The organism is Nostoc sp. UHCC 0870 (assembly GCF_022063185.1).
Lineage (GTDB): Bacteria > Cyanobacteriota > Cyanobacteriia > Cyanobacteriales > Nostocaceae > Trichormus.
The window spans coordinates 5,168,378-5,180,500 of the sequence record NZ_CP091913.1 but is presented as its reverse complement, the minus strand read 5'-3'; the positions used below and the strand labels follow the sequence as shown (position 1 = coordinate 5,180,500).

Annotated in this window: 9 protein-coding genes; 6 read left to right on the top strand and 3 right to left on the bottom strand. The window is 40.1% G+C overall.

Annotation, left to right across the window (positions count from 1 at the left end):
* Positions 1 to 361 precede the first annotated feature (361 nt).
* On the top strand, positions 362 to 1,243 hold the full coding sequence (locus tag L6494_RS21890; protein ID WP_237989859.1) for a hypothetical protein: 882 nt from the start codon (positions 362 to 364) through the stop codon (positions 1,241 to 1,243).
* A gap of 73 nt (positions 1,244 to 1,316) precedes the next feature.
* Here L6494_RS21890 and L6494_RS21885 read toward each other — a convergent pair whose 3' ends face one another.
* A complete protein-coding gene (locus L6494_RS21885) occupies positions 1,317 to 1,667 on the bottom strand; it encodes a cupin domain-containing protein (protein WP_237989858.1) in 351 nt (116 codons plus the stop codon).
* Entirely contained in the window at positions 1,664 to 4,540 is a 2,877-nt protein-coding gene (locus L6494_RS21880; RefSeq protein WP_237989857.1) for a glycerol-3-phosphate acyltransferase, read from the bottom strand. The genes L6494_RS21885 and L6494_RS21880 overlap by 4 nt, the downstream gene beginning before the upstream one ends.
* Before the next feature lie 537 nt (positions 4,541 to 5,077).
* Here L6494_RS21880 and L6494_RS21875 point away from each other — a divergent pair.
* From L6494_RS21875 to L6494_RS21860, 4 genes are all read left to right on the top strand, one after another.
* Entirely contained in the window at positions 5,078 to 5,302 is a 225-nt protein-coding gene (locus L6494_RS21875; RefSeq protein WP_190708513.1) for a ribbon-helix-helix domain-containing protein, read from the top strand.
* Positions 5,289 to 5,633 (top strand): type II toxin-antitoxin system PemK/MazF family toxin, encoded by a 345-nt coding sequence (locus L6494_RS21870; protein WP_237989856.1) that lies wholly within the window; start codon positions 5,289 to 5,291, stop codon positions 5,631 to 5,633. The genes L6494_RS21875 and L6494_RS21870 overlap by 14 nt, the downstream gene beginning before the upstream one ends.
* A gap of 69 nt (positions 5,634 to 5,702) precedes the next feature.
* Positions 5,703 to 6,623, top strand: coding sequence for an SGNH/GDSL hydrolase family protein (locus tag L6494_RS21865; RefSeq protein ID WP_237989855.1), 921 nt, complete (start codon positions 5,703 to 5,705; stop codon positions 6,621 to 6,623).
* A 124-nt stretch (positions 6,624 to 6,747) separates the two neighbouring features.
* Positions 6,748 to 7,389, top strand: coding sequence for a hypothetical protein (locus L6494_RS21860; RefSeq protein ID WP_237989854.1), 642 nt, complete (start codon positions 6,748 to 6,750; stop codon positions 7,387 to 7,389).
* A 347-nt stretch (positions 7,390 to 7,736) separates the two neighbouring features.
* Here the strand turns inward: L6494_RS21860 and L6494_RS21855 are convergent, their stop codons facing one another.
* Positions 7,737 to 10,172: a beta-propeller fold lactonase family protein gene (locus tag L6494_RS21855; protein ID WP_237989853.1), complete on the bottom strand. Its 2,436-nt coding sequence runs from the start codon at positions 10,170 to 10,172 to the stop codon at positions 7,737 to 7,739.
* 457 nt (positions 10,173 to 10,629) lie between these two features.
* On the opposite strand from L6494_RS21855, the gene L6494_RS21850 reads away from it, so the two are divergent.
* Positions 10,630 to 12,099: a CHAT domain-containing protein gene (locus tag L6494_RS21850; protein ID WP_237989852.1), complete on the top strand. Its 1,470-nt coding sequence runs from the start codon at positions 10,630 to 10,632 to the stop codon at positions 12,097 to 12,099.
* Positions 12,100 to 12,123: the final 24 nt, after the last annotated feature.

The following is a 12,123-nucleotide window of genomic DNA, read 5'->3' as shown; positions in this document are numbered from 1 at the left end:
ACCTGTCTAACTCACTGATCAATCCGTCCGGTACTTCAGTGATGGGTTGTTACTGAAAATCAGGACTATTACAATAATGCAAACAACAACAGTAAAAAGAAATAACACTTTTTGATGTTGTCAGCTTTTTACTCATTTTAGATGGTAGCTTTATTTTCGCGGTGCTGTATTAAGGAATCAATATTTTAATATTTATATTTCGCTAATACTAGATCAAATTTATCTGAGTTAAGAGTTACGTATTATCAACAAAAAAAACAAGTATTTGGTAAAACTAAACACCAATTCGTAAATTTCTTCTGACATTGGGTAGATTAATTAATAAAATTCACTCATTACACTAAATCAACTGGCTAAATTTATGGCTGACTTAAAAGAAGTATTAAGATTTATTGAGAAGATCGAATCTGAAAGTTTTGGTCAATGTGCTTATGAAATAGCGAATAAGCTACGTGGGTATACCAAACCACAATACACAACTAAGCTATGGACTCTAGCGACAGGATATAACCAAAAATATATTCAGGGAGAATTCCAAGGAAAACTCAATCAGGAATTAGTGTTAAGCGGTAAGCAGACTGATTTTGCTCACTTCATCGCTTCCCTGTCGGACCAAATCAATCAACAGGGAATACGTAAGTCTGATTTAACGAGTTGGACAGGCGACCATACTTCATGGGCGGGGGATATTGGTTCGGCTATTGTGTTTTATCGCTCCCAATCTGAACGCACTGCTAAAATTACCCTTGATGAAGCACTCAAAAGACTAGCAAGTGATACTGATTACACGGCAAATATTGCAGCTTATGTCATTGGGAATAAGTTAAATTGCGATCGCAAAGCTATCATTTCCCAAACAATTGTGCAATATGACACTACTGACTATGCCGCACATATCAAAACATTTCTCACCAAACGTCTTGGAGGAAATATTTTAGGTAATACACTCCAGAATCCCGACACTGTAGAAGCTGAAATTCGCCGTACTGTCTCTACATATATTAAGTTGTCTAGTGCGGCATCTAATGTCTATAAATCGGTGAAAAATCTAGTCAAGTTACAGCCAAACTTAGCATCAGAAAACGATAATCTACCAAATGCTACTGATTTGCTGACTGGTTCTTTACATTTTTTATCTCACCTAGTTAAATTTGGCGGCTTAGATAGTCTGCATTTTCAGCCATATCAAGTTCCTGGAGTTTCTTGGTTAGGAAAGGTAGATTATTTTGTCAACACTCAGTAGTCAACAGTCATTAGTGATTGGGTTTTTTCTTCCTTTCTTCCCCTGTCACCTGTCACCTATCACCTGTCACCTGTCACCTCTCTCCCGCTTCCACTCTTAAGCCGAAGTAAGTCAACACTAATTCAGTCGTACCATTATTCACAATTTCGTGAACTTCTCCCAGTTCGATGGCTATACAGTTTCCAGGTAGCAAGGGATATTCTTCGCCATTAATGCTAATTATCCCTGCACCGGCTTCTACAAAGAATACCTCACACATATCTTGGTGGGCGTGGGCTGGGGAGGTTTGTCCGGGTGCAAAACGGGCTTGAGAAAAGTTGGTGAGGTGGGGTAAATCACCAAACCTCAGCATGACCTTTTTTTTAATTTCAGGATTATGGGAAACCGATTCTTCTGGTAAATCGTTCAGAGATGTGGTGATCATTGTGGTCTTAAATCGTTTGATAATTCCACAATACCCCTAGATCCATCAATTCTGACCCGTTGGTCATCTTGTAAAATCCATGTAGCACCTTTGACATCCATAACTGCGGGAATCCCGTACTCACGGGCAATGATCGCACCGTGAGAAAGTCTACCACCAGCTTCGGCAATTAAGCCTCCAGCCCTGACTAATAAAGGGGCCCAACCGGAATCTGTATAAGGTACGACTAAGATTGTATCTTTGTCTATCTCTGGTAGGTTTTGTAAATTCCGCACCACCTTAATTCGCCCTTCAGCTTGTCCGTGACTGGCGGGAATGCCTTGTAAGATTTGGTCAGAGTAAACACCGACGGCGGTTGTAGGATGGGGAGGTATATCACCGTAGACGACGAGGGGGATTTGCTCAATTTGGCTATCTTGGTAAAATTGCGATCGCCTAAATTCGATTATTTGGTTTAAGTGTTGTACTAATTCGGTGTTAGCATCCGCGACTAACAGGCGCACTTCCTCCAGTTCCAAAAAGAAGATATCCCCTGGTTGTTTTAACCAGCCAGACTGTAACCAAATCTGCTCTAAAGCTAAGAATTTCCAGCGTAATACTGCCAATAACCGCGAATAAACCTCTGTAACTCTGCCTTTAATATCTATCCGCTTCTGGACTATGCCGCGTTTACGTTTACTTGGTTCTAAAGCCGCTTTTTCGGGTTCACTCAACTGAATCAACTGCACAAATAACTGTCTGATGGGTTGGGGTTCTTCCTTCCAAGTAGGAACGGCGATATTAGTACCCACATCACTTAAATAGCCGTAGTCCTCCAGTAGTTCATCTAATTCATAGAGAATCTTTTCTCCCTCTGGGGTTTGCGTCAACTGCTCAAATACTTGCTCCGGTTCACATTCCGATAATATTTGTTTAGCATCGGCGGCTAAGGTTCTCAGGGAACGCATGGCGGCTACTTCTGGGGTGATGCTGTTATCAATTTGCTCATCTTTCACCCGAAAAATCCCCTGTCTGATGGCAGCACTTAAGGGGGCTAAAATGCTGTAGTAAGTACCAATACGGATTAATTCTAGGTTAAAATCTATTCTTTCTAATAGTTCCGCCGGTTCTAATTCTTCTGTGTTTTCATTAGCTAATCTTGACAAACCGGGAATAAATACCTTTTGATAGTCCCGCTTAAAATCTTTTTCTAAATTTAGTTCTTGCTGGAGTAATTTCATTAACCCTGGCAGATTCTTAAAGGTAGACTGCAAGGGCGGTTTAGTCATTTTTGCGCCCCTAGTTAAAAACTCTAGACTTTCTGGCGGTAATCCCATCCTCAAGAAAATCTCTCCTAGGAGGGAGGCATTAAAATAGGCTCTAGAGTAGTGCAGAGTTGCAGTTTCTGTAAAATCTAATCCCGTAGCGCGATCGCCTAATACTAAACTAAAAATATCTCCCCAAACTCCGCAAGTTAAAGGACGATTAATCGACCAAGTGAGGGGATGAACTACCCCAGGAATTACTTCAGCCGCGATTTTGCGCGTCCAGATGGGGAGTAGGGTAGTGATAGGTCTAGCTTGGAGTAACCACAGGCTTTGACCGTCGTAACTCCATTCAATATCTTGGGGTACACCAAGGTAACGTTTTTCAATGCGGCGGGCTAGGTATGCTACTTGCTTGATAATAGCTTGGGGAACTCGTCCTGTACCCTCCAACTGCACAGATGAAAGATTGTCTGCTTCCACCACAAACGCCCGATATTGTTCTGGTGTGACTTTCCCTGAGACTACTTGTGTGGGGCTACCGGGTAAGGCTTCAATCACGACTGCATCGCCTTGCTGGGTGATGGGATCACGACTAAAAGCGACTCCCGAATATGCGCTTTGGACTTGCTGTTGAATCAGTACCGCCATCGCTGAGTCTGGTAAACCGCGATCGCGCCGATACTGTACCGCAGCTGGATAATTATAAGAATCCCTAACAATGGCAATGGCTTGCTGTAATTGCTCTTTACTGGTAACTTGCAGCAATGTTTGATATTGTCCAGCCGCCGAAGCTTGTTCTGAATCTTCCCCAATGGCGGAGGAACGCACCACCAAGGGCGATAAATCGGAAGGTTGGAGGAAATTTAATAATTTTTCGGGATCATCACCGGGAACGAGTACCCAACCTTTCGGGACTGAGTAACCCCAACGTTTAATTTGCGATAGGGTAGAGGCTTTTTGTCCGACTAGGGCAGTATCTAACTGATCATCTAAAGAAAGAATAACGCGATCGCCGCGCAAATATTCAAAGACTGCCTGAGATTGAGCATCTCCCTCTTGGGATGGTAGGTTCAAATCATCGGGGATTTTTTTGTAAATCCATCCTAATAACCCAGCCAAGGCCACAGCCGCCAGAATTTTCGGTAAATCTTCGGCATGGAGAATTACCATAAATAACGGAAACACAACTAAAACTCCATACTTCACCAAAATTCTTGACTGCAACAGGGTAAAGCTAATAATCGCTAGTAACCCGATAAATATTGATAATAGCGGATCATGTACCAGCAACCCCCAAACAACATTAGTTGTCCCTGCGCCTCGCCCCATCGAGTATCTACCAAATACCAAGGTAATTAACGCCAGGAGTTCCCAAACTGATCCCTCTGGGAAAAAAGCACGGGCGAGAAAAATAGCACCCATACCTTTAAGGGCTTCTGACAAAACTGCCAAAACCCCTACTATTGTCCCACCATGATAAAAAGCGGCGGAGACACTGATATTTTTCGTCCCAATTTGTCCTAGTCGTCTCCCCTTCAGTGCGTAAGTAATCCAAGCGATTACAGGTAACGCACCCAAGAACGGACAGACAATTAAAATAGTTAAAGCACCCCAAAGTTCTCTCATTATGGATTTTGGATTTTAGATTGATTTTCCACCTAAAATCTCAAATCTTAACATCTTAAGTTTTTCCGCAAGTTTTTGATAATTTTTAGGGCGCACAAGAAATTTAGTTAGCGGACACGCGGCTTTAACCGGTGTCCTTCTTCGCTGCTATTTGCTCAATTAAGAGCGTAAGCAGACTGTAACGCCCAAATAATCAAAACAGCGATTGATCCCAATAGTAACACAGTAGAGATTGTGACTAGTTTGGGGGCATCTGCCCCTTCAAATTTCATAATTCCTCTATTTAAGTCGGACATAGCTTTGTATTACTCCCTTTGTTACGGTGCTAATTTGTCCGCTTTAATCTTAGTCTTTCTATTTGCAGATAGAACGATTTTACAGATAATATTTTGTTTAAGCTTTGCAACGTTTTCCACATTAATTTTACGGTTTATTATAATTTCGCTGTTTAAATTTATACAAACATTTTTTGTAATTAATTACTAGTTTCTAGAGTACCATTAAGTAAGAAGATGCTTACTACCACTTGGTAACACTATGCAAGTTGAAAAGCTATCAATTTCCTTACCAGCTTCCCTGGTGCAATTTATTGAAGGTTACAAAGTAGCCCATGAATGTAAATCTCGCTCCCAAGTCATTGAAAAAGCATTGCAGTTGTTGCGAACACAGGAACTAGAACAGGCTTACCGAGAAGCATCTGCGGAAGTTGACAATGATTGGGAAATCACGATTACAGATGGATTAACTGATGAAGCGTGGTGATATTTATTACGCTAATCTCAGTCGGACTTTAGGCTCTGAGATGGATAAACGCCGCCCAGTGCTGATAGTTAGCAATGATGCTAATAATCGCGCAGCTAGCACGGTAACAATTTTACCCCTTACATCCAATGTCAGCCGTGTTTACCCCTTCGAGGTTTTACTGAATCCAGAAGATAGTGGTTTACCATTAGCGTCCAAAGTACAGGCGCAGCAGGTAAGAACAATTTCCAAGCAAAGGATTGTGTCAGAGGTGGTAAATAGTTTAAGTGAAGAGTTGATGCAATTAGTAGATGCGTCTCTCAAACTACATTTAGAGTTGGAGAAAAGGTAAAATCTCTGCTAAACATTAGGGACTTCCAGAAAATAGGTTCTTAGACTGGGAAAAGGAGGGTGTTTGCAGGTGAAATTATTATTGGTGATTTTTGGGGTAGTCGTGGTAGCTTTAGTGCTAGGGGAAATCGGATTGCGATCGCTATTTGGTTTTGGTAATCCTCTGACTTATATTGCTGATGATAATATCGGTTACTTGTTAGCACCAAACCAACGCACGCGCCGCTTTGGTAATCGGATTGAGATTAATGAGTATTCTATGCGGAGTGGGTCTATATCCAAAATACCTGCACCCTCAACCCTAAGAATATTAATCTTAGGAGACTCAATTGCTAATGGTGGTTGGTGGACAGATCAAGCTAATACTATTTCTAGCTTGCTGATGGCTAGCCTGTCTCATCGTCAACCTACAGAAGTGATGAATGCTTCTGCTAACTCCTGGGGGCCAAGAAATGAACTCGCTTATCTCCAGAAATTCGGGACTTTCCAGGCTCAGGTGGTAGTCTTATTGCTGAATACAGATGATTTATTTGCTACTGCACCTACATCATTACCAGTAGGACGCGATCGCAATTACCCTAATCAAAAACCAGCCTTAGCATATATAGAAGTATGGCAGCGTTATCTACAAAAGCCAACGCCACATCCAGAACTCAAAGCCATACCCAAAGAAAAAGGCGATATAGTTGCAGTTAATTTAGAGACTATTGGTAAAATTCAGACATTCGCCCGTGAACACAATACCAAATTCTTGCTAGCCATGACTCCCCTGTTGCGAGAAATTGGTGAACCCGGCCCCCGTGACTATGAAATTAAAACCCGTCAACGCCTCAAAGACTTTACCCAAGACCAACAAATTACCTATATAGATTTTCTCCCCATATTTAACGCTACCGACAACCCCAAAGCCTTATACCAAGACCACATTCATCTCAACTTACAAGGGAATCAGTTAGTTAGTCAAGAAATTGAGCGATCGCTGATGAATTGAGTTTGTAGTCAGGACTAAATTTCTGATGAAGTTCCAAATATTTAAGAAATTTTCCTAGTAAGGCGATCTGAGGTAAGTTAATTAATAGCAACTTGTTTATATGCTTTGTGAGCAATCTCAGCTTATGAGTAAATCTAACTTATTTCAGAAACTATCTTCTGTAGGACTAGCTAGCACAATCTCAACCCTGACAATCATCGGGACAATTCTAACGCCAGGAATAGAAAGTATGGCACAGGCTGCTACTTATATAGGAGAAATCGGTGCTGGAAACCTGATTCCAGGATCTGGTCCAGTCACAATTCCTGCTTTCAACACAATTGAAGGGATTCTCAGAAATGGAGGAGATATTAATTTATATCAACTTCAGCTAGGCTTTGATGGAAAAGTGGACGTAGCAAGCTTTGAACCCAGCTTAAATTTATTCCTTTTTGACAAAAGCGGCCAAGGTTTAGCAACAGGTTTTAGTAAGTTAAGCTTTAGCGGAGTAAAGGATGACATTTTTTATCTAGGAATCAACGGTAGCGTTGCTTTAAACGCATCAGGAGATCCAATTCTTGATCCATCTGTACCAAATTTTATCGGTTCAGGAACTTTAACAAGCTGGAAAGATCCTGGGATTGCTACACAAGCACTCATAAATTATCGAATATCTTTGACAGCCAAACCAATTCCAGAAACCTCTTCAACTCTAAGTCTCTTCGCCCTTGGTACTTTAGGTGTAGGTTCAACTCTTAAAAGCAAACTGAAATCTTGTAAATCTTAAAACTAAAAAGATGTTTGAAAAATCATGATTGATGTATCAAAATATCTTTTTACTCCACTCTAACCCTACCCTTGGAAATGGGAGGGTTAGGGATTTTCTTGTTTCCCCACTTTAGAGTATGTTTGAAAAGTCCCCTTTTATGTCATGCTGACGAAGGAAGCATCCCAGTATAACGGTGAAAACGCGGATTCTTCCTTCCGCAAAGCTCCACTCAGAATGACAAAGGATACCTGACAAAACTTTTAAAACATCCTCTTAGAGGATGTTTTAAAAGTTTTAGGATGTATAAAATGTCATTTTGAGCGCAAAAATTATATTAGGCTATTGATAATTGTGCAAACATCGCCTTAAATAAAACTTAAATTAACGCGCACAATCATATCATTATAATCTCTATCACCACCATTAACTAAATCTTCAAAACCGAAAGTATTATCACCCAATAAATGTATATGATCTGTCTTGTCAGCATTCGCACCTAAAAAGGGAAAATAAACCGCCGGATTATTTTCTCCATTCAGAACTGCATCGGGTCTACTATTAACAATCATAAATGGCGCAAAAATAGCCCCATGCTCGAAAAAACCAGTGTAAATTTCTGTACTTTGGTTACGCACAATCAAATCAATCCCACTCACTCGTCCACGCACCGCCGCTTGTGTATAACCAGCCTGTCCTACTAAAATATCTGCTGTCCCATCGCCATTAGTATCAATCCCGCCATTCTCATCAACCACTTGATAGAAGCCGACAAAATTATCAAATGCTGCTTCTCTATTGACGATAAATTCAGCTTTGACTGGTTGTGTTACACCCCGCAAATCAATCAATTCACCTTGATGTTTTGTTTGTTGACTAATACCCAGGGGTAATACTTGTTGTGTAGTTTGAATCTTCACTCCGAAATCTGATAAATTTAAAGAGAAACCATCATCTTCTACTTGAATATTTTGATTCGAGAGAAACACTACTTCAGAGAACGATATTTTTCCTGATAACACCTCATTAGTTGTACTATTAGGTATCAAGTAAAACCTGAAATTCTCCCCCGAATTAAATTCTATTATTCTTTGTAAGTCAAGGGGATTAAAAGCATTGGGCGCATCGGCTAGAGAGAATAAAACTACTTTAGCTCGTTCTAATGCGGTGAGATTGTAATTACTTGTACCTGGGGCTATACCATTAATATTACCTTGTGCATCATCAACGCTAAATACGCCTAACTCATAAATAGTATTAGCACTAATTTTTGTGAGTTCAAATTGTAGTTTTGCTTTGGTAGTAATATCTGAATTTTTGATAGTAAAAATATCATCTTTAGTGTTATTTATGATTGTTCCCTGGACATTAATAGTTAATTTATTCGCCTCATTACTATCTTCTGCACCATCATTAACTTTGAATTGAAAACTCGTATAATTGTCACCGATCGCAGTTTTATCAGTCTGGAACTTTAGCTGGCGTAACTCTGCTATCTGAATAGTTTGTCCAATAGCAATAAGTTCGCCATCGTTGAGCTTTTGATCGTCATTGCTATCTAGAAAAAACTCTCCTAATTGTGGTAAACTGACAATCTGCACAGCTTGTAAGCTGTCGTCAGTGTCAGCATCACTAAATGGGAAGTCAGCAGATTTGAAGGTGTAGAGGCTGTTGGGCTGAGTGTAGATGTTGGTATCTGTGGAAGTAGGAAGGACATTTTGGCTAAACACCGCTACAGCCGCATCAGCAAATCCGACTGCATAGATAAACTTACCATCGGGGCTGGTGGTGAGGGAGAAAACACCATCTAACCCATCTACACCGTCGGTATTATCTTGTTGAAATTCGATGAAACTCAGTTTACCTGTAGCTGCATCCCGCCGAAATATAGCCACTGCGTCATCTGGAAATATAGCCGCATAGAGAAATTTACCATCGGGGCTGATAGTAATGGCGTTGACACCAGCCAGTCCCTCGGTATCGCTTGCAGCATCTTCTTGAAGTTCTACTAAACTTAAACTACCTGTGCTGTTATCTCGCTCAAATACGGCGATGACACCACTCACTCCCACCCCATAGAGATATTTACCATCGGGGCTAATAGTTAGAGAGTAGGGAATAAATGGCTCATCAATACTATCTGTATAACCTGTTTGAACCTCTACAAAATTCAGTTTATCAGTGATCAAATCGCGCTCAAATACCGCTATAGCTTCATCAACAATTCCAACTGTGTAAATAAATTTACCATCAGGGCTAAGGATGAGGGAATAAGCACCACCTAGCCCATTCACATCTTGTATAACTTCAAAGAAATTCAGTTCACCTGTAATGGGATCTCGTGCAAATACTGCTATAGATTCCTCATTAGAAGCGATCGCATAGAGAAATTCACTATCAGGACTAATAGCGATCGCAGTGACACCACCCAGGAGATCATCATCTTGTTGAAAGTCGATAAAAATCAACTCGCCTGTAATCGTATCTCTCTGAAATCTGGCGATCGCTGCATCATCAAATCCCGCTACATAGAGGTAAGTACCATCAGGGCTAATTGCGCTCGAATAAGCACCACCTAACCCATTAATATTGCCTATATCATCCCGTTGAGCTTCTACGAAACTTAGTTTACCTGTAAGAGCATCTCGCCGAAATACTGCGATCGCTGACTCATTGATTTCCGGTGTTAACGGATTATCTAATGTTGTTGCATAGAGAAATTCGCCGTCAGCACTGATCGTTACAGAACTAGCGAGATGCAGATTTTTTTGCACTTCTACAAAATTCAGAATTGTGTTTAGCATAATACGTACTAAAAACCCAATAACTTTTTTAATAAATGTTCAAAATAATTCAGCAATTACTTCTAATATTTTATATTGTCCTATAAATTAGTTTCTTTTGTCACTTGATTTAATACTGTAATTTAGTTTTGTCAGAGATAAATATTCAATTTCTTCAATTTCTTCAATTTCTTCAGTTTAACAAGATTCCGCCTACCAAAAATGCTAAATGTTGATTGCTAGAAATGCTATATTAAGTTTTTACTTAGTCAGGAATTACGTAACTGGCATATTAGTAGGGTGCGTCAGACAGATCAAATGCTGTCAATAAACAGATTCTTGATATCTGACGCACCCTATACGATATATATCATATGAAAATTGCGTAAGTCTTATTAGTGCTGTTCTGCCAAGCTAATAGTTGTTTGACAAGTGTATTCTCATCATTGATCTGTAATTAAATCCTGAATAAAAAGCTATGATGCTAAAGCGACATCACTTATTAGGATGGCTATTTCTGTGTAGCCTGATTTTCAACTTAGTAATCAACCAGATTTTTATCACAGATGGATCGATGGAATTGGCAGCAGCAAGAAGTTTAGTAAAGACAGCTAGTGTATTATCTAAAGTCAATACAAAAAATGATATTCAACCAGCATCTGGAAATTTAAAAGAAAATCGTGGTGATGTTTGTATTGATCAAATAAATTCGCAGTCTGATAATCAAGGTATTGGGGAAAATTTCCGCCGTCAATCAATTGGTAACAAACTAAGTTTAGTAGCGGAAAATATCCGGTATACGAGTAACAATCTTAACTCAGCAATTGCCGATATTGGTGATTTGCAAATGATAGAGATAGAAAAATATTATGGTCGGAATTGTCACTTCTTGGCAAATAGCCAGAGAACTGATTTAAGTTTATCAAAAACCAACACAGCAATTTTTCACTCCATCATTTTAGAGGAACGGACTGCAATTATAGTGAGTTTTCCTAGGGATAACCAAAGATTAAAATTGCAGTGGATTAACGTGAATAGCCAAGCTTTCCGAGAAGAAGTCAACCAATTTCGCATAAGTTTAGAAAACTATGCAAACATTACTTACAATCCCCAGCAAGCACAAAAGCTGTATAACTGGATCATTCGACCTTTTATTAATGATCTAGAGTCATTGCAAATTAAAACTCTCGTTTTCATCCAAGATGGAATTCTTCGCAGTGTACCAATGGCTGCACTGCATGATGGCGAAAAATTTTTGGTTGAAAAATATGCGATCGCCACTACTCCTAGTCTAAATGTGACCAATCTGCAAACATCAAGGCAGAAAAAAGCGCGAGCATTAGCTGTTGGCTTAACTAAAGATGCCATCATTGATGGGCGCAGATTTCACGCTTTAAAAAACGTCCGCGCAGAAATTAATCAAGTTAAGATGCAGATTCCAGGTAGCAAGCAGTTGCTAGATGAAGATTTTACACGCGATCGCCTGCAATCAGAACTCAGCCAAAATTTTTACCCCATTATTCACATTGCTACACATGGTCAGTTTGGTGAGCTTCCCAATGATACTTTCCTCGTCACAGGTGACAATCAAAAGCTGACTATCTCTGAGTTAGACCGCATTTTACGTAGTATTTATAACTACTATAAATATATAGATTTACTAGTGCTAACTGCTTGTGAAACCGCCATTGGTAATGATCGTGCTGCCCTAGGTTTGGCTGGAGTGGCAGTACAAGCTGGTGTAAAAACTGCCTTAGCTTCCCTATGGTCGATTAACGATGCTTCTACTGTGAAACTAGTGACTAAATTTTACGAAGCCTGGTATCATTCTGGTGTGAGTAAAGCAGAGGCTCTACGCATAGCACAGCGATCGCTAATTGCAAGTGATGGAGTATCTTCTCACCCCGCTTACTGGGCAGCATTTATACTTGTGGGAAATTGGCTTTAGGAAGGTTACAGGTTACAGGTTACA

Excerpts from the sequence above, each read along its gene's own strand:
- L6494_RS21890 (WP_237989859.1), top strand. The coding sequence starts at position 362 with ATGGCTGACTTAAAAGAAGTATTAAGATTTATTGAGAAGATCGAATCT.
- L6494_RS21885 (WP_237989858.1), bottom strand. The coding sequence starts at position 1,667 with ATGATCACCACATCTCTGAACGATTTACCAGAAGAATCGGTTTCCCAT.
- L6494_RS21880 (WP_237989857.1), bottom strand. The coding sequence starts at position 4,540 with ATGAGAGAACTTTGGGGTGCTTTAACTATTTTAATTGTCTGTCCGTTC.
- L6494_RS21875 (WP_190708513.1), top strand. The coding sequence starts at position 5,078 with ATGCAAGTTGAAAAGCTATCAATTTCCTTACCAGCTTCCCTGGTGCAA.
- L6494_RS21870 (WP_237989856.1), top strand. The coding sequence starts at position 5,289 with ATGAAGCGTGGTGATATTTATTACGCTAATCTCAGTCGGACTTTAGGC.
- L6494_RS21860 (WP_237989854.1), top strand. The coding sequence starts at position 6,748 with ATGAGTAAATCTAACTTATTTCAGAAACTATCTTCTGTAGGACTAGCT.
- L6494_RS21855 (WP_237989853.1), bottom strand. The coding sequence starts at position 10,172 with ATGCTAAACACAATTCTGAATTTTGTAGAAGTGCAAAAAAATCTGCAT.
- L6494_RS21850 (WP_237989852.1), top strand. The coding sequence starts at position 10,630 with ATGATGCTAAAGCGACATCACTTATTAGGATGGCTATTTCTGTGTAGC.